Origin of the sequence: Tenacibaculum lutimaris (genome assembly GCF_003610735.1) — a bacterium.
Lineage (GTDB): Bacteria > Bacteroidota > Bacteroidia > Flavobacteriales > Flavobacteriaceae > Polaribacter > Polaribacter lutimaris.
Window position 1 is genome coordinate 1 of sequence record NZ_RAQM01000008.1, and the last position, 24602, is coordinate 24602.

The window sequence follows — 24602 nt, forward strand, 5'->3', positions numbered from 1 at the left end:
AGTGTAGAGTGTGATCCATCGACAAATGCACAAGCATTTAGTGATTGGTTAACAAGCTTTAGTGGAAGTGATAGTTGTGGAACAGCTATAGTAACTCATAACAGTACCGGTTTAAGTGATTTATGTGGAGGAACAGGCTCAGAAACTGTAACCTTTACGTTAACGGACGAGTGTGGAAATGATATTACGAAAGATGCAACCTTTACGATAATAGATAATACAGCACCAGTTATTGATGAAACCAATAAAAATAATATAGACATAGAATGTGGAGTAGGAGATACAGAAACTACTTTACAAGATTGGTTAGATAGTAATGCAGGAGCAACAGCAACAGATAACTGTAGTAGTGTTACGTGGACTAATAATTATGGGGATGATACCTCTGTGAAATGTGACGGAAGTTATATCACAGTAACATTTACAGCTACAGATGATTGTGGAAACTTTAGTACTACAACAGCGGGATATTTAATTAAAGATGAAACACCACCAACAATAACTCAGCAACCATCTGATAAGACTGTTGAGTGTGATGGGTCAGGAAATACAACAGAATTAAATAATTGGTTAGCTAGTAATGGAGGAGCAACAGCTACAGATGATTGTAGTATTGTAACATGGAGTAATAATTATACAGATTTAACATACACATGTAGTTTTACAGGAGAGGTAGAGGTAATTTTTACAGCAAAAGATGCCTGTGGAAATACTATTAATACTACTGCTGCTAAATTTACTATAGAAGACACAGTAGCACCAGAATTTGTGGAAACATTACCAGCAGCGGAAATCACAGTAAGTTGTGATAACATTCCAGTAATGGAGACTTTAACAGCAACCGATAATTGTGATGCCTCTGTAACAGTAATTCCGAGTGAAGTAACCAGTGGAGATGATGACGCATGTGGATCAGAATACTTAATAACTAGAAAGTGGACAGTATCAGATTGTTCAGGAAATACGACAACACATATTCAGGTAATTACAGTAGAAGACACTACAGCACCAGAATTTGTGGAAACATTACCAGCAGCAGAAATCACAGTAAGTTGTGATAACATTCCAGTAATGGAAACCTTAACAGCAACCGATAATTGTGATACTTCTGTAACAGTAATTCCGAGTGAAGTAACCAGTGGAGATGATGACGCATGTGGATCAGAATACTTAATTACTAGAAAATGGACAGTATCAGATTGTTCAGGAAATACTACAACACATATTCAGGTAATTACAGTAGAAGACACTACAGCACCAGAATTTGTGGAGACTTTACCAGCAGCAGAAATCACAGTAAGTTGTGATAACATTCCAGTGATGGAAACCTTAACAGCAACCGATAATTGTGATGCTTTTGTAACTGTAATTCCAAGTGAAGTAACCAGTGGTGATGATGACGCATGTGGATCAGAATACTTAATAACTAGAAAATGGACAGTATCAGATTGTTCAGGAAACACGACAACACATATTCAGGTAATTACAGTAGAAGACACTACAGCACCAGAATTTGTGGAGACTTTACCAGCAGCAGAAATCACAGTAAGTTGTGATAACATTCCAGTAATGGAGACTTTAACAGCAACCGATAACTGTGATGCTTCTGTAACAGTAATTCCGAGTGAAGTAACTAGTGGAGATGATGACGCATGTGGATCAGAATACTTAATAACTAGAAAGTGGACAGTATCAGATTGTTCAGGAAACACGACAACACATATTCAGGTAGTGACAGTAGAAGATACTACAGCACCAGAATTTGTAGAGGAATTACCAGCAGATGTAACAGTAAGTTGTGATGCAGTTCCAGCAGCAGTGGTTTTAACAGCAACCGATAATTGTGATACTTCCGTAACAGTAAATTACTCAGAAGAATTTACAGGACAGGACGATGAATGTGTATCAGTATATGCAATTACAAGAACATGGACAGTACAAGATTGTGCGGGTAATACTACATCACATACTCAGGTAGTGACAATAGAAGATACAACAGCACCAGAATTTGTAGAGGAATTACCAGCAGATGTAACAGTAAGTTGTGATGCAGTTCCAGCAGCAGTAGTTTTAACAGCAACCGATAATTGTGATACTTCTGTAACAGTAAATTACTCAGAAGAATTTACAGGACAGGATGATGAATGTGCATCAGTATATGCAATCACAAGAACATGGGAAGTACAAGATTGTGCAGGTAACAGTACATCACATACTCAAGTTATAACAATAGAAGATAACGAAGCACCAACTTTGGTATCAACATTAGAAGATATAACAGTAGAGTGTGATAATGTTCCTGAGGTTCCAACTCTAGAGTTTACAGATAATTGTTCAGCAAACGTAACACAAACAAACTTTGAAGAAACAAGCACATTTGATGGAAGCGATAGTGACTATACAATAACTAGAACATGGACAGTTACAGATGACTGTGGGAATGTAGCAGACTTTACACAATATATTACAGTAACAGTTAATACATCGGTAACAGAAATAGCCGATTCTAAATGTATAGACGATGGTGAAATCAATTTAAATGATTATGTAGCTAACCCAAGTGAAGAAGGTAGTTGGGAAGTAATTCAAGGAAGTGTAAGATTATCTGATGATGGAAGTTTCGATCCATCAGGTTTAAGTTTAGGAGATTATGTATTTACCTATACAGCACCAAATAATGGATGTTTAACGTCAACAAAAGTTACAATTAATATAAACGACGATTGTATAGTATTACCATGTGGACAAGAAGATGTGGTAATATCTAAAGCAGTAACCCCTAATGGAGATTCATGGAATGAATTCTTTGAAGTAACAGGAGTAGAATCTTGTGGATTTATAGTAAATGTGAAAATATTTAACCGTTGGGGAGCACAAGTCTTTGAGTCTAACAATTATGCCAATAATTGGAATGGAGTTTCTGATGGAACTACGTTTGGAGGGGCTAAAAGATTACCAGCTGGTACATATTACTACATTGTAATATTAGAAAATAGTGGTTTAAAACCATTTACAGGAGCAATTTATTTAGGAACCAAATAATATTATTAGCTATGAACCATAATTACAGAATATTACAAGCAATTGTTGTGTTACTATTTGCAGGTATTTTTACCGTACAATCACAACAGTTACCGCAATTTACTCAATACATGTATAACACAATTTCCATAAACCCCGCTTATGCAGGTAGTAGAGAAGTGTTAAGTATTGTTGGGTTGCATAGAAGTCAGTGGGCAGGATTAGATAGAGCACCAGAAACGCAAACCTTATCTGTTCACTCACCTCTAAGGAATGATAAAATCGGTCTAGGCTTATCGTTTATTAACGATAAGCTTGGATACGAAAAGTTTACCTATTTGTACGGAGATTTTTCTTACACTATTAAACTAAATAGTACCGTAAAATTAGCCTTTGGTCTTAAAGCAGGTTTTACTCAATATAATATTGATGATGCTTTAATAGCTGCTGAACCATCTGATCCGGGTATCTCAGGAATTCAAAATAGGTGGGAACCTAATATAGGTAGTGGGGTACTGATGCACACCAACAAATGGTATGTGGGATTATCAGCTCCTAGATTATTAAATATTGACCATAATGACTTAGAAATTAATGGAGTGAATTATGGAGTTGTAGATAAGGTGAGTTATTACTTAACAGGAGGTTATGTGTTTGATTTAAGCGATAATGTAAAATTTAAACCAGCAACTTTAATTAAAGCAACAAACGGAGCTCCTTTATCGTATGATATTACAGCAAACTTTTTATTCAATGAAAAATTTTGGTTAGGAGGTTCGTATAGAATTAATGAAGATACAGGAGCTTTAGGAGCATTAGTAGATTTTCAAGTATCACGACAGTTCCGAGTAGGTTATGCGTATGAATACCCATTATCAGATATTAATCAGTATTCAAATGGAACACACGAAATACTATTGATGTTTGAATTGCATAAAGTAAATAGAGTTAAATCTCCTAGATATTTTTAAAAAGCATAGTTATGAAGACAAAAATTACACTTTTAATCTTAATTTTTTCATTCTCTTATTCATTTTCTCAGAAAAGAGTAGCAGATAAGTTCTTTAGGGATTATGCTTATGTAAAAGCAGCTGAATTTTATGAAAGCGCAGTGAAAAAAGGAGATAGTACTACATATACGTTAGCAAGACTTGGTGATTGCTATTATAACAATTCAGATTCAAAAAAAGCAGCTCATTGGTATCAATTAGCATCAGAAAGTGAAGAAGGGTTGAGTAATGAAAATATTCATAGATACGTACAAGTATTAAGAAGTATTGGTGAATATGAAAAAGCAGATGAATGGTTACAAAAATTACCTGACGCTAAAGGGAGTTTATCAAAAGAAGATTATGAAAAACTCATAACCTTAAATAATGATACGATTAATATCTATAATCTAGAGGTAAATACTAAAAACTCGGATTTTGGACCTTATGTAACAGGAAATAAATTTGTTTTTTCATCAGCAAAAAACAATGAAGGCAAAATTTATGAATGGAATAATGAGCCTTATTTAGATTTATATGAAGCGAAAATAAATGTAGAGAATGGAATAAAAACTATAGAAGATGTAGTGCCAATTACATCCTCAAAAATTAACACAAGTTTTCATGAATCAAGTGTAGCTATTACAAAAGATGGTACCACAATGTACTTTACCAGAAATAACTTAAACAAAAGAGATAAGTTAGATTATGATAAAGAAGGAACATCTCACTTAAAAATATATAAAGCTACATTGATTAATGGGCAATGGGATAATATTGAAGAACCATCATTTAATGATGAAGTATATTCAAGCGGACACCCTGCATTAAGTCCAGATGAAAAAACACTGTATTTTACGTCAGATAGACCTGGAGGATATGGTTTTACTGATATTTATAAAGTTGCTATTTTATCAGATGGAACTTATGGAGATCCAGTAAATATGGGTAATAAAATTAATACTATTGGTAGAGAAATGTTTCCTTTTGTAGCAAAAGATTACACACTATATTTTTCTTCAGATGGATATGCAAATTTAGGACTGTTAGATATTTATAAGTCTAGCTTATTAAATAATAACTCATCAGAAGTAAAAAACTTAGGAGCACCTTTTAATAGTGGTTATGACGACTTTGCCTTCTTTTTAAATGAAGATAATAAAACAGGATATTTTTCATCAAACAGACCAGGAGGTAAAGGACATGATGATATATATAGCTTCGAAAAATGTAAGCAGTTTATTTCAGGAAAAGTATTTGATAAAAAAACAAATGAGCTATTGGCAGATGCGTTAGTAGAACTAGTTGATGCTACAGGAAAAGTGTTAGAAAAAATTACAACACAAGCAGATGGATCTTACTTTTTTGAAGTTAATTGTGGAAAGAAATATGTTCTCAGAGGATCAAAAAATGATTATAAAGATGATTTAAAAGACGTATTAACGACAAATGAAGATAATAAGAATATAGAGCTAGATTTGTATTTAACACCTTTAATCATAGGTAATGAAATAGTAATTGATCCTATCTTCTTTGATTTTGATAAATGGAATATCAGACCAGATGCTGCTTATGAGTTAGAGCATATAGTAAGAGTGTTAAAAAATAATCCGAAAATGATTATTAAGATAGAAGCTCATACCGATAGTCGGGGAAGTGATAGTTATAACGAAATTTTATCAGATAAGAGAGCTAAATCTACTAGAGATTATATTTTCTCAAGAGATATAGACACCAATAGAATAGAAAGTGCTATTGGTTATGGAGAAAAGCAATTAGTAAACAAATGTTCTAACGGTGTTTCTTGTACAGAAGAGGAACATCAAGAAAATAGACGATCAAAGTTTATAATCATTAATGATTATAAAAGTGAAAATAAGTAATTAGTCTCCCGTAGAGTAGTTTTCTTTTGCCCTGATTCAATCTCGCACATTGAATTGGGGTTTTTTTATTTTTTTTCACTATTATCTTAATGATTATAAAAGTGAAAATAAGTAATTAGTCTTCCGTATAGTAGTTTTCTTTTGCTCTGATTCAATCTCGCACATTGAATTGAGGTTTTATTTTCTTCACTATTGTTTTACAAAGATGTTGGTAAAATACCATTTACCATCAACACTTTTTTCAGCAGTAATGTCAAAATGAGTGAAGTCACCTTCAATATTTTTCTTGTGACCATCACTTTTAACCCATGCATTTACAACAGATTCAGCTGTTGAATAACCGTAAGCTACATTTTCAGCAACACTTACAGCGCTAGCATTTTGCGTTAAGTACTCTTTGCGTTGGTAAAAAAAGTCATGAGAAACCTCATTCTTTTCAATCATATAGTTGGTATGATTGTTAGTTTGTGATTTAATAACTTCTAATTTACTTAATGAAGAAAAACCATTATTAACTCTATAGTTATTAATAAGGGTCAAAATGTCCGATTCTATTGATTTTTCACTTACTGTAATTGACATTTCAGGGTTGTTGTCAACTATTTCAGTTTCATTAGACGAACAAGACGTCAATATTAGTGCACAACAAAGCACTAATAACTTGAGGGGGTAGTTATTCATGATTAGGGGGTTAAGGGGTTAATCAAAAAACTTGCTAAATATATGTTAAAAAACCAATTAAAAGCAAATTTCAGGTGCTTTAAGTAAATAAAAAGGGTGTTTTTCCTGTGTTATATAGCTTGCTTGATAAAGTCTTCATACTCATAAAAAAACAGTTCAAACTGTGTCATAGTTTCAACATAAAATTCATAGCAATCTCGCCAAGTATCTTTATTATGGATGCTAAATTTTTTATCAAAAGGAACGTAAATTCTTCGGATAATTTTATGATTGTCTAACTCAAAATTATCATCGTAGATTACTTCTGGTAAATACTCACTTTCTAGTATTTTTTTTAAAGAAAGTAATTGATCATAAAGTAGTTCATTAGCAACATCTTCAGGGTGTTCAAAATCTAAACATACTGAAGCTTTTTTTCTGTCAGCTTGAAATTTAAAAGCAAACCCTTTTATTTTAGTATTATACAACAACCATTTTCTTGGAAAAGATTTTCCAAAGCTTGTCCAAAATTCTTTACGTAACCGGGCAGATTCTTCTTTACTAAACACTTACTTAAGATATTTATTTAAAATTGTTTGCAGTTTATTTATTATCCGTGAACTCTTGCTTCTTTTCCTCTTTCGCACATCATTTTAGCTTCAAAAGCTAATAAATTGTTCCATTTTTCATCAACAAGCTCACGATCCATATATTGACGGGCATATCCTAAAAATAAGGTGTAGTGATTTGCTTCTGAAACCATCAAATCTAAATAAAACTTAGAAAGCTCTTCATCTTCCATATTATCTGCAAAAACCTTAAAACGTTCACAGCTACGAGCTTCAATTAATGCAGCAACTAACAAGCGTTGTATTAGGGCTTCAGTTCTGTCTTTAGTATGTGGAAAAAACTTTTGTAATCGTTGAGCGTAATCATTTTTACTTGCTTGCCCTAAAACCATTCCTCGTTCAACCATTAAATTGTGTACCATTCTAAAATGTTCCATTTCTTCAATGGCAATATCACTCATATCTTTAACAAGTTCAGTTTCCTCTGAATAGTTGATGATAATTGACACAGCATTAGAAGCAGCTTTTTGTTCAGCAAAAGCATGATCGGTTAATAATTGTTCTAATCCGTTTTTAGCAACTTCAACCCATGAAGTTTTTGTGTCAAATTGTAGTCCAAGCATAATGTTTTATTGAGACTGTAAAAGTAAAAAATATAAAAACGAATTGTGTAATAAATAGCTTAAAAATAGCTAGCTTTGTTATTAAAAAATTCTCTTAGAAAATTGCTGATTAATACCGATTCTAATTACGGATACTAAACAAATTGCTACAAATTCTAAATAGATCATCTTTTAAAAAGATTTTTCAGTAGTTTTATAAAGAATAGAGAAAGTTAAAACTTCAAAAAAAATGAAATTACAGCTACTAAAAAAAATGAGAAAAACTTTAGGTTCTCTAGCATTAATCTTCTTAGTGCTTATTGCTAATTCGTGTAAAAAATCAGTTACTACAGAAAGTAATGTTAATGAATTTAGTGAGTATATTAGTGTGTTTCCTGATAAATTAATATCGGTAACACCAAATTTAAAATTTGTATTAAAAAGGAAAGCCGCTACAAATTTTGATGCGAATGAAGTTATAACAGTTTCACCAGATATTAAAGGTGAGGTTGCTGTAAACGAAAACGAAATTACTTTTATACCGGCAGAAAAGCTAAAAAGTAATCAAGAGTATTTGGTAACACTTCACTTATCAAAGTTATATGAAGATATTGATGATGAGTTGAAAGACTTTACCGTTAAGTTAAAAACCAAAGAACTACTTTTTAATGTTTCATTACAATCGCCAACTGTATATACTAAAGATTTGTATGCTGTAGAAGGTGAAATTATAGCTAGTGATGTTGTAGAAACAGCTAAATTAACTGATTTAGTAAAAGCAACTTATAACGGTAAGTCAAAGAGAATAAAATTTAGTGAAGTAGGTGAACTTAGTTCAAAAATATATTTTAAAGTTGATAGTATTCAACGTTATGATGACGATAAATCATTATCTGTAACTTGGAATGGGAGTTCTATTCAATCAGAGTCAAAAGGTAAAAGAGAACTTACTATTATAGGAAAAAATAACTTTAAAGTGTTAGATATTGATGTTGTAGATACAGATAAGCAACATATAGAAATAAGTTTTTCAGACCCATTACAGAAATCTCAAAATTTAAAAGGTCTTATTCAGTTTTTAAATACTCAAAAAAGAGAGTTTACATACAAGGTAAATAACAACAAAGTTACTTTATATCCAAAATCATCTTATACAGAAAAAATAGATATAGAAGTTTTTAAAGGAATTAAAAGTGCAGATGGATATACTTTAAAAGAAAATATTATTAAAACAGTATATTTTGAAGAGTTAAAGCCTGCTATTAGCTTTATTAAAAGTGGATCAATATTACCAAACTCAAGTAATTTAAAAATTAATTTTAAAGCGGTTAACTTAAAGGCAGTTGATGCAACTATTTATAAAATTTACAAGGATAATGTATTACAATTTTTACAATACAATAATTTAAGTAACCAAGGTAATTTACGTTATGTAGGTCGCCCAATTGCAAAATATACTGTAAATCTTGGTAATCAAGGAGTCGATTTAAGTAAGGAAAATGCTTTTGCTATCGATTTAGCTGAAATTGTAACTGTTGAAGATGGAGTAATGTATAGAGTAGAATTTTCGTTCAATAAAGATTATTCTACTTATTCATGTGCTGAAGGAACAGAAACAAAAACAATTGTTTTTGGGAAAAAAGAGATAAACACAAAAAGTTATGATAATCCACATTATTATGAAGATTATTATGACGATTATAGCTGGAGAGATAGAGATAATCCATGTACTAACTCTTATTATTACAATAAACAAATTAGCACTAATATTTTAGCAACAAATATTGGTGTAATTGTAAAGAAAGGAAATAATAATAAAACGTTGGTTGCAGTAACTGATATACTTACTACAAATGCAATTGAAGCTGCAAATGTGACTTTGTATAGTTTACAAATGCAACCAATAGAATCAGCTTCTACAAATAAAGATGGAGTTACTACTTTCAATAATGTTTCTAACGCGTTTTTTGCTGTAGTAACTAAAAATAAAAACACAACATACATTAAATTAAATGATGGTGAAGCATTGTCGATGAGTAAGTTTGATGTATCAGGAGTTAAATTACAAGAGGGAATTAAAGGCTACATTTACGGAGAGCGTGGGGTTTGGAGACCTGGAGATCAGTTATTTTTAACTTTTGTTTTGAATGATAATGCAAATCCAATTCCAAATGACCACCCAATAAAGTTTGAGCTGATTAATCCGCAAGGAAAAATTATCGATAGAAGTGTACTTCCGAAGAAATCAAACAACGTGTATGCGTATACACCTACAACAAATCCCGAAGCAATTACAGGAAATTGGAAATTACGTGTAAGTGTAGGTGGAGCAGTTTTTAATAAAGATTTGAAAATTGAAACTATAAAACCTAACCGATTAAAAATTAAACTTAACACCACAGAAGAGTTTATCAAAGCTAATTCTGAAATTACAGGAAATGTAGAAGTTAAGTGGTTGCATGGTGCTATTGCAAGAGGTTTAAAGTTAGATATCAACGGAAAATTTTCACAAACTAACACAGAGTTCCCAAAATTTAAAAATTACAGTTTTGATGATGTTACTCGCCGTTTCGGAACTGAAGAATTTAAGGTTTTAAAGGGCAGTTTAAATAATGAAGGAACGACAAGTTTTTCTGTAAAACCTAAGCTTGATAATAAAGCTCCAGGAATGTTAAAAGCGAGTTTCGTAACTAAAGTTTATGAGAACGGAGGAGATTTTAGTACCGATGTATTTTCTAATAAAGTATCTCCATATGTTTCATATGCGGGATTACAAGATGCTGAAGAACCTCAATCTAAAAATTACTTATTTACTGATGAAGAATATACATTTAATGTTGCTTCAGTAAATGAAGATGGGGTAGGAGTAACAAATAATTTAGAAGTAAACGTATATAAATTATCATGGCGTTGGTGGTGGAATACCTCTGATAATGGTTTGTCTAGTTATGACGGAACACGTTATCACGAACCTTATAAAAAATTAAAAGTAGGTACGAATGCAGGAGGTAAAGGAACTTTCAAATTAAAAGTTGATGAAAATGATTGGGGACGCTACTTAATTAAAGTAACCGATTTAAAAAGTAAGCACGTAACTTCTAATGTAGTGTATTTTGATTGGCCTTCTTGGTATGCAAAGAAAAAAGGAAATCAAGATAAAAGTAATGCTACCATGTTGGTATTTACTACCGATAAAGAATCGTATGAAGTAAACGAAACAGCAACGGTTAAATTTCCTTCTTCAGAAGGAGGAAAAGCTTTCATTACTATTGAAAATGGAACTGAGGTGTTAGATCACTTTTGGGTGCCAACACAAGCACAACAAACATCGTTTAGTTTTCCAGTAAAAGCGAGTTATACACCTAATGTTTTTGTAAATATTTCTTTATTACAAAAACATAGTCAAACGGTAAATGATTTACCGATTCGTATGTATGGCTCTATTCCTATGTTGGTAAATAACCCTGATACTAAACTAGCACCTAAAATTCAATTAGCAGACGAGTTAAGACCAGAGTCTACAGCTACCATTCGTGTTAAAGAAGAAAAAGGAAGACCAATGACCTATACTATTGCACTAGTAGATGAAGGTTTGTTAGATTTAACTCGTTTTAAAACTCCGAATCCTTGGGGAGTATTCTACGCACGTCAATCGTTAGGAGTAAGAACATGGGATATTTTTGACGATGTTATTGGAGCTTATGGTGGAAAAGTAAGTCAAATATTAAGTATTGGAGGAGATGAATCGGAAGCAGGAAGTAAAAACAGAAAAGCCAACCGATTTAAACCAATGGTTACTTATTTAGGTCCATTCGATTTAGAAATGGGAGATATTAAGGAACATAAGATTAAAATCCCTAAATATGTAGGATCTGTTCGTGCAATGGTAGTGGCTACTGATACTAAAAAAGATGCGTATGGTAGTGACGAGAAAACAGCTTTTGTCCGTAAACCAGTTATGATTTTAGCTTCACTACCACGTAAAATAACTCCACAAGAAACTGTTACCTTACCAGTTACTGTTTTTGCAATGAAACCAAATATCAAAAATGTAAAAGTTACAGTACAACCAAACGAGGCATACACAATTGTAGGAAATCGAACACAAACTGTTTCGTTTGATCAGCCAGATGAAAAAATGGCGTATTTCACGTTAAAAGTAAACGATTTCAAAGGAATTGGTAAAGTGAAAATAGATGCAAGTTCAGGAAGTGAAAACGCATCTTACGAAGTAGAAATAGATGTGCTGAATCCGAATCCTGTTACTACTGAGGTAAAAGATTTAGTATTGAAATCTAACGAACAAGGAGAAATTGATTTTACTAGTTTTGGAACTAGAGGAACTAATGAAGCTACGTTAGAGTTATCAACCTTACCACCTATGAATTTTACGAAGCGTTTAGGGTATTTAATTCGTTATCCACACGGTTGTGTAGAGCAAACAACTTCTGGTGCTTTTCCACAGCTATATTTACCTGAATTATTCGAGTTATCAAAAGATAAGATAGCTTCAACAGAAAGAAATATAAAGGTAGCTATTCAACGATTATCAGATTTTCAGTTATCAAATGGAGGACTTTCTTATTGGCAAGGAAATAGCAATGCAGATAGTTGGGGAACATCGTATGCAGGTCATTTTATGTTAGAAGCAGAAAAGAAAGGATATGTATTACCGATTGGTTTCAAATCAAAATGGATAGGGTATCAAAAGCAGCAAGCGCGTAATTGGAGAAATACTTCAAGCTATTACAATAACTCTCTTTCACAAGCATACCGATTGTATACATTGTGTTTAGCAAATAGCCCAGATTTAGCTTCAATGAACCGTTTACGTGAATCAATGGGGGTTTCAGATGAAGCTAAAACAAGATTGGCAAGTGCGTATGCTTTAATTGGTAAAAAATCGATAGCACAATCTATTTTAAAAGGTTTAACGGGGTACAGTTCTGCTAAGAGATATTACTCAAACTATGGATCAGAAACCAGAAACAAAGCAATGGCTTTAGAAACGTATACTTTGTTAGATGATGAAACTAAGGCAATAAAGTTAGCTAAAGAAGTTGCTGAAGATTTGTCTAGTAATAATTGGATGAGTACGCAAACTACAGCATATAGTTTGTTATCAATGAGTCAATATGCTTTAAAAAATGGCGGGGTTGATGGAATTAACACCAACTATATTTTCAATAAAGTTTCTGGAGAAGCAAGTACTTCAAAATCGATGTTAGCAAAAGATTTAATAGCTATCCAAAAGGAGAATTCATTAAAAATAACAAACAAAAATAACGGAGTTTTATATGTACGTGTACTAAACAAAGGAATCTTACCAGTAGGTGAAGAAAAAGTATTCCAAAAGAACTTAGAAGCGTCTATCGTATATAAAACAAAAGATGGTGCTCGTATAGAACCTGATAATTTATCACAAGGAACTAACTTTGTAGCTGAAGTTACAGTAAAGAATCCAACGAGTGAAACGATTGACAATGTAGCATTAACACAATATATTCCTTCAGGATGGGAAATTGTAAATACTCGTTTTACTGATTTTGGTAACAATACAACGTCTTCAAAAGTAGATTATACAGATATAAGAGATGCAAGTATTAGTAATTATTTTACATTAAAAAAATACGAGACAAAAACATTCCGAGTATTGTTAAATGCGTCGTATTTAGGTGAGTATTATTTGCCAGGAGTACAAGTAGAAGCGATGTATGATAACGATTACATTGCACGTACGAAAGGTGAATGGATTAAAGTGGTGAAGTAGTTTATAAATAATTAAAAGAGATAAATAAAGCTTACTGATTTCAGTAAGCTTTATTTATTTCTAAAATACTTAATCTTTCCTTCTGTAAGACTACCTATCTTTGCCCATCAATATAAAATTCATAGATATAAAAAGATTATGGTAAATACAGTTAAAACACAAGAAGATATTTTAGCAAAGCTAAATATCTATGAATTAAATGAAATGCAACAAAAAGCCATTTCAACTATTGATAAAACAACCAATATAGTAATATTATCACCTACAGGAACAGGTAAAACATTAGGATTTTTATTACCAACATTAAAGTTAATAGATCCTAATAATAAAGAGGTTCAGGTTTTAATTTTAGTACCCTCAAGAGAATTGGCTATTCAAATAGAACAGGTGATTCGTGAAATGGGAACAGGTTTAAAAGTGAATGCCGTATATGGTGGTCGTTCAATGGTAAAAGATAAGATAGAACTAAAACATACACCAAGTATATTAATAGGCACACCTGGTAGAATCTCTGATCATTTTGCGAACGATCGTTTTTCTAAAGAAAGTATTAAAACCTTAATTTTAGATGAGTTTGATAAATCGCTAGAAGTTGGCTTTGAGTATGAAATGCGCGGAATTATTAATCAGTTACCTAACATTAACAAACGTATTTTAACTTCAGCAACCCAAGAAGCTGAAATTCCAGATTTTGTACGTTTAAACAATCCTACTGTATTAAACTATTTAACAGATAAGAAACCAAAGAAATTAACTTTAAAAACGGTTGTTTCTCCATCAAAAAATAAAATTCAAACCTTAGTTGAGTTATTACATCACATAGGAAACCAACAAGGAATTATTTTTTGTAATTTAAAAGATAGTATTGCTAACGTAAGCGAGTTTTTAACGAAGAACAAAATAGCACATAGTTGTTTTTCTGGTGGAATGGAGCAAAGAGATCGCGAACGTTCTTTAATAAAGTTCAGAAACGGAACAAGTCAAGTACTATTAGCTACTGATTTGGCTGCAAGAGGAATTGATATTCCAGAAATGAAATACATTATTCATTATGAGTTACCACAAAGAATAGAAGAGTTTACGCATAGAAACGGGCGAACAGCAAGAGTAAATGCCAAAGGAACTGCTTATGTTTTAAAGTGGCAAAAAGAAAGCTTACCTGAATTTCTTAAAAACATACCCAATGCGGATATTTCTCAGAAACAAAAGTTAAAGCCTGCTTATTGGGAGACTTTATTTATTTCAGGAGGAAGAAAAGACAAAATATCTAAAGGAGATATTGCAGGTTTATTCTTTAAAAAAGGAAATCTTACAAAAGAACAGTTAGGAGTTATTGAACTAAAACAAGATTGCGCTTTTATTTCGGTTCCTGTTACTGAGTCAAAAAGATTATTAGAAGATTTAAACAATACACGTTTAAAAAACAAAAAAGTTCGTATTAGTGTTGTGTAAAGTAAATAAAAATAAACTATAAGTTATTACTGTTTGTTAGGGGAAAGTAATGTTATTTTTCACTATCTAAAATATCCTTAACAGCCGCTTGATACTTCTTAGGATTTGTCGCTTTTTTAATTTTTTTATAAGTTTTACGAGGATCAGAAAACGATTGAGAAAAATACTCCCAAAAACCTAGCATTTTCATTTTTATAGGCGTTGGTCCAGATAAGGCAGCATCATATTGCTGGTATATTTCATCATGAAACTCTCCAAATATTTTCCATCTGTCTTTTGGATATTCAGTAGTGTTATCTTTAATCATTTGTGGTAAAAACGGATCTGCAATTAAACCACGTCCAATCATAAAATGTGTAATACTAGGAAAACGCTCTTTCATGGCTTTAAAACCTGCTACTGTAGTAATATCACCATTATAATATAATTGATGTTTGGCAACATCTATACATTTTTGAAAAGCATCTAAATCAACACCTCCTTTGTACAATTGTTTTCCAATTCTTGCATGAATAGCTACGTTTTTTAACGGATACTTATCTAAAATAGGAAAAGTGTGCAATATTTCTTCACTATTTTCATAACCCATTCTCATTTTCATTGATACTAGAATGTCGGTTTCGTTATGAGCGCGATGTAGTATTTCATCTATACGAGTAGGATTACAAATTAAACCAGAACCCATACCTGATTTTGTAACCATAGGGTAGGGACATCCTAAATTCCAATTCAACTCTTTATATCCTAAACTTTGTACATATTTGGCAACAAATAAAAACTCTTCAGCATCATTGGTTATAACTTGCGGAATAACCGTTAAAGTTGTGTTATTTTCAGGGAGTAAATCACGTTCATAACTCGATTTTATTTTAAACTTCCCATTTAATCGAATGTAAGGAGCATAAAAGGTATCGATACCGCCAAAATATTTTTGTTGGGCATTCCTAAAACGAAAATCGGTAAACCCTTGTAAAGGTGAAGAAAGTAAGTTAAAACTCATAGTATAATTTGAGTTGCAAATATAACAGACTTATCGACTAAATGTTTGCTGTAAACTTTATACTTTTGAGATACATAAGCTGTTTTTGAAAATTGTTTTGTTGATAACAATTGTGTTTCTTAAAAAATATAGAGAATCATTACTATACAGTGGTGATTTTTTATTAACATAATATTAAGAGCATTAAGAGGTAGGGGATAGTATCAAAAAAAGTATCTTTGTTAGCAAGTGAGAACAACAGCTATCATATTATCTATTGTAATGCTTTTTCAAAGTTTAAATATTACATGCACTAATATTTTAAACTTAGATAAGTTAATAGAGCATGCACAGTTTCATAAAGAAACCTATAGTGATAGTTTTATTACTTTCTTATCAAAACACTATGGAGAATTAAAAGTAGCTCATTCAGAAAAACATCAAGAGGAAAAAGAAGAACATGAAAAGCTTCCGTTTCAATTTGATTATCATGTAGTAGATTTCCATAAAGTAACATTTGAAGATATAGAAGTCCCTTTGCCTTCTATATTAGCTTTTGTAGAAAGAAAGCAACTTTTTTATTACCAAAATTTTTATAACTCACCAGACGCTTTAGGGGTGTTTCAACCGCCTAGGTACATATAATTCACATACAGTTAGTAATTAAAATTATCGATTTACTTCTTGATAAATCGATATAAAATATGTAATTATTTAAATGATGAATTATGTTATCAAAAATTATAGAATTCACTATAAAGAATAAGTTTATAGTCCTATTATTTACAAGTTTTATTGTAGGCTTTGGAATTTATTCGTTATCACAACTCCCAATCGGGGCTGTACCTGATGTAACCAATAACCAGGTACAAGTAATCACAACATCACGAAATCTTTCAACACAAGATATAGAACAATTTATAACTTATCCTGTAGAGCTAGAAATGGCAAATCTACCAGGGGTAAAAGAGATTAGATCCATCTCTAAATTTGGCTTATCGGTAGTAACCATTGTTTTTGAAGAATCTATGGGAACTTATTTGCCGAGGCAATTAATAGCCGAAAAAATTAAAGCTGCTTCAGAAAAAATACCAGAAGGATTTGGAAGCCCAGAAATGGGACCTATTACTACTGGACTTGGAGAAATATACCAATACATATTAGATGTAAAGCCAGAGTTTAAAGATCGCTATAGTACAACAAATTTACGAACTATTCAAGACTGGGTAGTAAAAAGGCAATTGTCAGGTATACCTGGAGTTGTAGAGGTTAATACTTGGGGAGGTCATTTAAAGCAGTATGAAGTAGCCATTAATACCCAAAAGCTGAATGCAATGAATATTTCTGCTAAAGAAGTATTTACAGCGTTGGAAAATAATAATAGCGTTGCAGGAGGAGGATACATAGAAAAAGTAAATCAGTCTTACTTTATACGTGGAGAAGGATTAGCTAAAACGCTTGAAGACATAAAAAGTATTGTTGTAACAAATAAAGAGGGAATGCCTATTTATGTTAAAGATGTTGCAACAGTAGGTTATGGTAGCGCTACACGATTCGGAGCCATAACCGCAAATGGAGAAGGAGAAAAAGTGTTAGGGCAAGTAATGATGTTGAAAGACGCTAGCTCAAAAGATGTAATTGAAGCCGTAAAAGAAAGAGTAGCAAGCATTGAAAAATCATTACCTGAAGGAGTATTCATTAATGCATTTTTAGAACGAAGTGAACTTATAGGAAAAACCACATTTACAATTACCGAAAACCTAGTACTAGGATGTTTAATTGTAATTTTTGTGGTAGTTCTTTTATTAGGAAATATTCGCTCGGGGTTGGTAGTTGCCTCAGTAATTCCTTTATGTCTTCTGTTTGCTCTATCGTTAATGTACATTTTTGGGATTGATGCAAACTTGATGAGTTTAGGAGCGATAGATTTCGGAATTATTATAGATGGAGCTGTAATTATTGTTGAATACATTACTTTTAAAATCACCCAGCAAAAAGACAGCTTCGTTACATTAAATAAGAAAGAACAGCAGCAAGTTAAAGATTCCGTAAGTTATGAAGGAGCTTCAAAAATGATGAGTTCAGCAGTATTTGGACAATTAATAATTCTCATTGTTTTTATACCAATTTTATCTTTAAGTGGTGTTGAAGGAAAAATGTTTAAGCCTATGGCTTTGGTATTCAGTTTTGCACTAATAGGGGCTATTTTACTGTGTTTAACCTATGTTCCTGTAATGGCTTCAATATTTTTAAAACCTTCAAACATTACAGATAAAAATATTTCAGTAAGGCTTATTAAAAAACTGAACGAATGGTATGCACCAGTAATCAATTGGGCATTACATCGTAAAAAGGTAGTATTAGGAATCGCATCATCTATGTTATTACTCACTGTTATTATTTATACAAGAATGGGGGGTGAGTTTGTTCCTACATTAGATGAAGGAGATTTTGTAATTCAACCTGTTTTAAAAACTGGAACAACGCTAAGTAATACGATTGAAACTACTACAAAAATTGAGAAGATTTTAAAAGATAACTTTCCTGAAGTGAAACAAGTAGTATCTCGTATCGGTGCAGCAGAAGTACCGACAGATCCTATGAGTATGGAAGAAAGTGATGTAATGATTACATTACGACCTAAAGGTGAATGGACTTCTGCTGAAAGTAAAGATGAGCTGGCAGATAAGTTTAAAGAAGCGCTAGCGGTAATTCCAGGAATGGAAGTAGAGTTTACACAACCAATTGAAATGCGTTTCAATGAGTTGATTACTGGGGTGAGAGCAGATATTGCAATCAAGATTTTTGGAGAAGACCTGTCAGTTTTAGCTCAGAAAGGAAATGAAATAAAAAAGTTAGTAGAAAATGTAGAAGGAGCTTCTGATATCATTGTCGAAAAAATTGAAGGTTTACCTCAAATGAATGTTGCTTACGACAGAGCTAAAATTGCCAGATACGGTCTTAACATAAAAGAAGTTAATGAAATGGTATCTATGGCGTTTGCAGGAAAAGCAGCAGGAAATGTTTTTGAAGGAGAAAAACGCTTCGATTTAGTGGTGAGGTTAGATAAAACTAACCGTACTGATATCAGTGATTTAAAAGAGTTGTATATAGATTTACCTAATGGAGGAAAAGTACCGTTAGATGAATTAGCAACTATTACGTATCAAAAAGGAGCAGCAAAAATTTCAAGAGACGATACTAAACGTAGATTAGTAGTGGGAATCAATGTTCGTAACAGAGATTTACAATCTGTAGTAGATGATGTTCAAAAATTGATAAACAAAAATGTAAAACTACCAACAGGATATACAATTACATACGGTGGACAGTTTGAGAACTTACAGAGTGCTTCAAAACGTTTAATGATAGCAGTTCCTATAGCGTTAATCTTAATATTTATCATGCTGTATTTTGCTTTTAAATCAGTAAAAGAAGCGTTGATTATTTACTCAGCAATACCATTTGCAGCTATTGGAGGGGTATTATTATTATGGATGCGTGATTTACCGTTTAGTATATCAGCAGGAGTTGGTTTTATAGCGCTTTTCGGAATTGCAGTACTCAACGGAATTGTATTAATTGAACATTTTAAAGAGTTAAAACATAAAGGATTTTCTACTATTGAAGAACTGGTAAAACAAGGAGCAGCAGACCGTTTAAGAGCTGTACTACTAACGGCATCGGCAGCCGCATTAGGATTCTTACCTATGGCAATATCAACGAATGCAGGGGCTGAGGTACAACGTCCTTTAGCAACAGTAGTTATAGGAGGATTAATAACTTCTACAATTTTAACATTGGTAGTGTTACCTGTGTTATACACAATTTTTGATAATCCGAAGAAATTAAAAATCAATAAAAAAGTAGCGAGTTTAGGTGTTGTACTTCTTATGGGATTGTCTACTGTTCAAGCACAAGAAACTCCTCAAAACTTACAGAACTTAATAGATTTAGCTGTTGAGAACAATAAAGGTTTACAAGCGCAACAATTAAAAGTAGAAAAAGCCAAAGCAGCTATAACTTCGGCTTATACTTTTGATAAAACAGAGGTTTATTATAATCGAGATGAAAATAATACAGTAGCAGATCATCCTTTAGATATTTTCGGTATTCAACAAACCTTTGCATTTCCAACAGTTTACGGAGCGAATAAAAGAGTACAAAAATCAGCGTATAACATAGAAAGTAATCAATATGAAACAGCTAAAAAGAAATTGATGAAATCGGTTGTAAAAGCATATTACAGGTATCAATACACGAAAGTACAAGAGAATATTTATAAGAGTTTAGATAGTTTGTATAATAAGTTTTCGTATGCAGCGAAACGACGTTTTGAGTTGGGAGAAACTAATTATTTAGAAAAGATAACAGCAAAAGCAAAACAGAAACAAGTAATGAATGATTATCGAAATACTTTAGTTGCTTCTCGCATAGCGTATCAAAAAATTAAAGCGTTAGTTCAGGTAGAAGATAGTTTAGTAATTGAAGAAAAAGCTACTATTAAACCAATACAAGTTCAAGATGTTAATTTAAGTGAAATTACAGAAGTTCAAGGTTATTATGAAAGAGAGCAATTAGCAAAAAGGCAGTTGTCTCAACAAAAACAACAATTGTTACCAGATTTGTTTTTAGAAGTATTTAAAGGAAGTAATCAATATGTAGCTCAAGACTTTTACGGATACCAAGTAGGAATAAAAATTCCATTGTTGTTTAGTGGAGAATCTTCTAAGATAAAGCAATCAAAAATAGCGAAAGAGATTGCCGAGTATGAAACTTCAAACTATCAAAAACAGTTAGAAACGTACTATACAAATCTTAAAAATAAGTTACAAGAGCAAACAGTGTCTTTAGCTTATTATCAAGAAGAAGGAATGCCTTTAGCAGATGAAATTCTGAAAACAGCCAATATGAGTTTTAAACACGGTGAGATTGACTTTTTTCAGTACATCCAAAGTGTTGAAAATGCTTTTCAACTAAAATTAGCTTATGTAACGAGTATAGAGTCGTACAACAATATTGTGATAGATATTAACTACTTAACGTATTAAAAAAATAAAGATGAAATATATAATTTATAGTATCCTATTTATAACTGTAATAGGATGTAAATCAAAAGAAGCTGAGAGTACTACTGAAGAATCAACAGTAATTACTGACGATAGAGTTTTTATAACGAATGAACAATGGGAAAAAAACAGTATGAAATTAGTTACTGTTGAAGAACAAGATTTTCCAACTACAATTAAAGTGGTAGGAAAAATAGATGTACCTCCTACAAATAAAGTTGTGCTAACCGCTAAAATGGGTGGTTTTATTAAAAGTATTCCATTATTAGTTGGAGATAAAGTCAAAAAAGGGCAACGTTTGGTAACAATAGAAAACCAAGAGTTTGTGGCAATGCAACAACAATATTTGGAAACAAAACAAGAAATAGCTTTTTTAAAATCTGAATTTGAAAGACAAAAAGCATTATTCGATGAAAAAATAACTTCAGAAAGAAATTTTTTAAAGGCTAAGAGAGATTTTGAAGTAGCACAAACTACATTAGTAAGCTTAGAGAAGCAGCTACAAATGATTAATATATCAGCAAGTAAACTAAATAGTAATTCAATAACCTCTGTTACGGGTATTTATGCGCCTATTTCAGGAAATGTTACTAAAATAAAGGCAGTTACAGGTTCGTATATTTCTCCTGCTGATGAAATTTTAGAAATTATAGACAACAAGCATTTACATTTAGAGCTTTCAGTTTTTGAAAAAGATGCTTTAAAGTTAAAGGTAGGTCAAGAAATTAGTTTTAGGGTTCCAGAATTATCATCAGAAGTTTATAAGGCGAAAGTTCATTTGATAGGAAAAAGCATCAATGAAAATAGAACGGTAGATGTACATGCACATATTGAGGAGGAACAAAAAAGAAATTTTTTATCAGGAATGTTTGCAGAAGCGGTAATACAAACAAACAGTAATAAAGTTAATTCATTACCAGAAACCTCGGTAGTTGAGGTAGAAGGAGAAATGTATGGGTTAGTTTTAGATGAAAACTCAAAAGATGGTTATTTCTTTAAAAAACAAAAAGTAATAATCGGAAATACTTTTGAGAATAATGTGGAATTAAAAACATCAGAAATTAAAAAAGAAGCAAAATTTTTAGAAAAAGGTGTGTTTAATTTGTTAACAGAGTAACTAAATATGAAGTAAATTAAAACTTTTATAATTTTTTTATAATAAAAAAGCAAAGAAATGTATGGAAATATATATTTCTTTGCTTTTTGTTTAAAGAAGAAAAATGATTCTGACTAAGAAAAAGAAAATAGTATTGATTTTGGCTTTTATAGGAGTTGTTTTCTATTATTTCTGTCTGCCTAAAAAATTATTTGACAATCCAACATCAACAGTAGTTACCTCAAAAAATAATGAATTGTTAGGAGCTGTTATTGCTGATGACGGTCAGTGGCGATTTCCTGAATTAGATTCTGTTCCAACAAAGTTTGAACATTGTATTTTACAGTTTGAAGATGCTTATTTTTATAAGCACTTTGGTTTTAATCCTGTTTCCATAGGAAAAGCAATGGTAGAAAATATCAAAGCAAAAAGAGTTGTAAGAGGAGGAAGTACATTAACACAGCAAGTAATTCGATTATCAAGAAAGAATAAAGAGCGTTCGTATTTTGAAAAGCTTCAGGAACTTATTTTAGCTACTCGGTTAGAATTTCGTCATTCTAAAAAAGAAATTTTAAATCTGTATGCTTCACATGCACCATATGGAGGAAATGTTGTTGGATTAGAAATGGCATCGTGGCGTTATTTTGGTTTAAAACCACATCAACTGTCATGGGCTGAAACAGCAACTTTAGCAGTGTTACCAAATGCTCCATCGTTGATTTATCCAGGAAAAAATCAACAAAAATTAAAAATCAAAAGAAATAGGTTATTGCAAAAATTACAAGAGGAGGGGATTATAGATCAAATTACCTATGATTTAGCAATTGAAGAAGAATTACCACAAAAACCATATCCGTTACCTACAGTAGCACCGCATTTTGTACAAGAAGTAACGAAGCAGCATAGAGGAAAACGCATAAAAAGTTCTGTTGATATTCATTTGCAAAAACAAGTAAATAATTTAGTAAAGCAGCATTATTTCCGTCAAAAACAAAATGAAGTTTACAATATGGCGGTCTTAGTCTTAGATGTTGAAACAAGAAAGGTAGTATCTTATGTGGGGAATTCTCCAACTGATAAAATGCATCAAAAAGATGTTGATAATATTGTAGCTCACAGAAGTACAGGAAGTGTTTTAAAACCGTTTTTATACGCTCAAATGTTACAATCGGGTGATTTATTACCGACTCAGTTAGTTGCAGATGTACCAACAGAAATAGCAGGATATTCTCCTAAAAACTTCAATTTAACTTTTGATGGAGCAGTTCCAGCAAATGAAGCATTAACACGTTCGCTGAACATTCCTTCGGTACGTATGTTACAACGTTATGGATTAGAAAAGTTTAGAGAAGATATTAAAGCGTATCATATTAATGATATTAATAAATCAGCAGATTATTATGGTTTGTCACTAATTTTAGGTGGAGCAGAAGCTAGTTTATGGGATTTATGTAAAACTTTTGCAGGGTATGCAGGAATTGTAAATCACTATGAAGAATTAAAACACAATTATTACGAAAGAGAATTTATTGAACCAAGTTTTTTATTTGAAGAAACTCCAAGTTTTGGGGAAATTAAAAAAGACTATACAACTTTAGATGCAGGATCTACATTCCTAACCTTAAATACATTGCTAGATGTGAATAGACCATATACAGATCAAGCTTGGAAGTATTACGATTCATCTCAAAAAATTGCATGGAAAACAGGAACAAGTTTTGGTAATAAGGATGCTTGGTCTATTGGTGTAACACCTAAATATGTTGTAGGGGTGTGGATTGGAAATTCTGATGGAGAAGGGCGTCCTGATTTAACAGGTGTAGGTAGCGCAGCCCCATTAATGTTTGATGTTTTTGATGTATTGCCAAAATCTAATTGGTTTTTAGAACCTTATGAAGATTTGATAGAAGTAGCTATTTGTGAGAAAAGTGGTTTTTTAGCAAAACCTATTTGTTCGTCTGTAACAAAAAGAGTTCAAAAGAGCGCAATGAGAGCACAATCGTGTCCATATCATCAACAAGTTATGGTTGATAAGCTTGAAAAGTTCAGGGTAAATTCAAATTGTGAATCTATTTCAAACATGAAATCAAAATCATGGTTTGTTTTACCTCCGTTAATGGCTTATTATTATCAACAAAACAATGCTGATTATAGACCATTGCCTAATTACAGGTCTGATTGCAATCGATTAGAGAGTAATTTAATGGGCTTCGTTTTTCCGTCAAAAAGTATAACAAAAGTTTCGTTAACCAAAGGAGAAGATAATCAGTTAAATCCTATAGTTTTAAAGTTAACACACAGTAATTCAGAAACAAAGGTGTACTGGTATTTAAATGAACAATTTATAGGCATTACACAACAATATCACGAACAAGCAATTTTACCTAAAGAAGGAACTCATATTATTACGGTAATCGATGATTTTGGTAATGAACTAAAGAAGGTTTTAGAGGTAAAAAAATAAGTAAATGTAAAAGCAGTTTAATTAAAAACTGTATTTTTAGTTTTTTAA

At 31.9% G+C, this 24602-nt stretch carries 13 protein-coding genes; 9 read left to right on the forward strand and 4 right to left on the reverse strand.

The genetic code is table 11. From position 1 onward, the window contains the following. The 3 genes from C8N26_RS06470 to C8N26_RS06480 form a co-directional block, all read left to right on the forward strand. Window positions 1–3042, forward strand: a 3042-nt coding sequence (locus tag C8N26_RS06470) for a gliding motility-associated C-terminal domain-containing protein (RefSeq protein WP_147418487.1), incomplete at its 5' end; no start/stop codon positions are given. A gap of 11 nt (window positions 3043–3053) precedes the next feature. Further along, window positions 3054–3992 carry a PorP/SprF family type IX secretion system membrane protein gene (locus tag C8N26_RS06475; protein WP_120186550.1) on the forward strand — a complete coding sequence of 313 codons (939 nt, stop codon included), beginning with the start codon at window positions 3054–3056 and terminating at the stop codon, window positions 3990–3992. An 11-nt stretch (window positions 3993–4003) separates the two neighbouring features. After that, window positions 4004–5893 (forward strand): OmpA family protein, encoded by a 1890-nt coding sequence (locus tag C8N26_RS06480; protein WP_120186551.1) that lies wholly within the window; start codon window positions 4004–4006, stop codon window positions 5891–5893. A 189-nt stretch (window positions 5894–6082) separates the two neighbouring features. Here C8N26_RS06480 and C8N26_RS06485 read toward each other — a convergent pair whose 3' ends face one another. The 3 genes from C8N26_RS06485 to miaE form a co-directional block, all read right to left on the reverse strand. After that, on the reverse strand, window positions 6083–6526 hold the full coding sequence (locus C8N26_RS06485) for a CAP domain-containing protein (protein ID WP_245962533.1): 444 nt from the start codon (window positions 6524–6526) through the stop codon (window positions 6083–6085). A 158-nt stretch (window positions 6527–6684) separates the two neighbouring features. Beyond that, window positions 6685–7122 carry a DUF4268 domain-containing protein gene (locus C8N26_RS06490; RefSeq protein ID WP_028892724.1) on the reverse strand — a complete coding sequence of 146 codons (438 nt, stop codon included), beginning with the start codon at window positions 7120–7122 and terminating at the stop codon, window positions 6685–6687. A 41-nt stretch (window positions 7123–7163) separates the two neighbouring features. Further along, entirely contained in the window at window positions 7164–7745 is a 582-nt protein-coding gene (gene miaE, locus C8N26_RS06495) for a tRNA-(ms[2]io[6]A)-hydroxylase (RefSeq protein WP_120186553.1), read from the reverse strand. A gap of 253 nt (window positions 7746–7998) precedes the next feature. On the opposite strand from miaE, the gene C8N26_RS06500 reads away from it, so the two are divergent. Together C8N26_RS06500 and C8N26_RS06505 are read left to right on the forward strand one after the other, a co-directional pair. After that, window positions 7999–13494, forward strand: coding sequence for an alpha-2-macroglobulin family protein (locus tag C8N26_RS06500; protein ID WP_120186896.1), 5496 nt, complete (start codon window positions 7999–8001; stop codon window positions 13492–13494). Window positions 13495–13632: 138 nt separating this feature from the next. Beyond that, entirely contained in the window at window positions 13633–14946 is a 1314-nt protein-coding gene (locus C8N26_RS06505) for a DEAD/DEAH box helicase (RefSeq protein ID WP_120186555.1), read from the forward strand. Between the two features lie 52 nt (window positions 14947–14998). On the opposite strand, the gene C8N26_RS06510 is transcribed toward C8N26_RS06505, so the two are convergent. Continuing rightward, window positions 14999–15946, reverse strand: a complete 948-nt coding sequence (locus C8N26_RS06510) for a tRNA dihydrouridine synthase (RefSeq protein ID WP_120186557.1) — start codon at window positions 15944–15946, stop codon at window positions 14999–15001. 228 nt (window positions 15947–16174) lie between these two features. Between C8N26_RS06510 and C8N26_RS06515 the strand changes: the two genes are divergently transcribed. The 4 genes from C8N26_RS06515 (at window position 16175) to pbpC (ending at window position 24554) form a co-directional block, all read left to right on the forward strand. Further along, entirely contained in the window at window positions 16175–16570 is a 396-nt protein-coding gene (locus C8N26_RS06515) for a hypothetical protein (RefSeq protein WP_120186558.1), read from the forward strand. A gap of 83 nt (window positions 16571–16653) precedes the next feature. Further along, on the forward strand, window positions 16654–20976 hold the full coding sequence (locus C8N26_RS06520) for a CusA/CzcA family heavy metal efflux RND transporter (RefSeq protein ID WP_120186560.1): 4323 nt from the start codon (window positions 16654–16656) through the stop codon (window positions 20974–20976). A 10-nt stretch (window positions 20977–20986) separates the two neighbouring features. Further along, window positions 20987–22111 carry an efflux RND transporter periplasmic adaptor subunit gene (locus tag C8N26_RS06525; protein ID WP_120186562.1) on the forward strand — a complete coding sequence of 375 codons (1125 nt, stop codon included), beginning with the start codon at window positions 20987–20989 and terminating at the stop codon, window positions 22109–22111. Between the two features lie 103 nt (window positions 22112–22214). Further along, a complete protein-coding gene (gene pbpC / locus C8N26_RS06530) occupies window positions 22215–24554 on the forward strand; it encodes a penicillin-binding protein 1C (RefSeq protein WP_120186563.1) in 2340 nt (779 codons plus the stop codon). The last annotated feature ends 48 nt before the right edge of the window (window positions 24555–24602 follow it).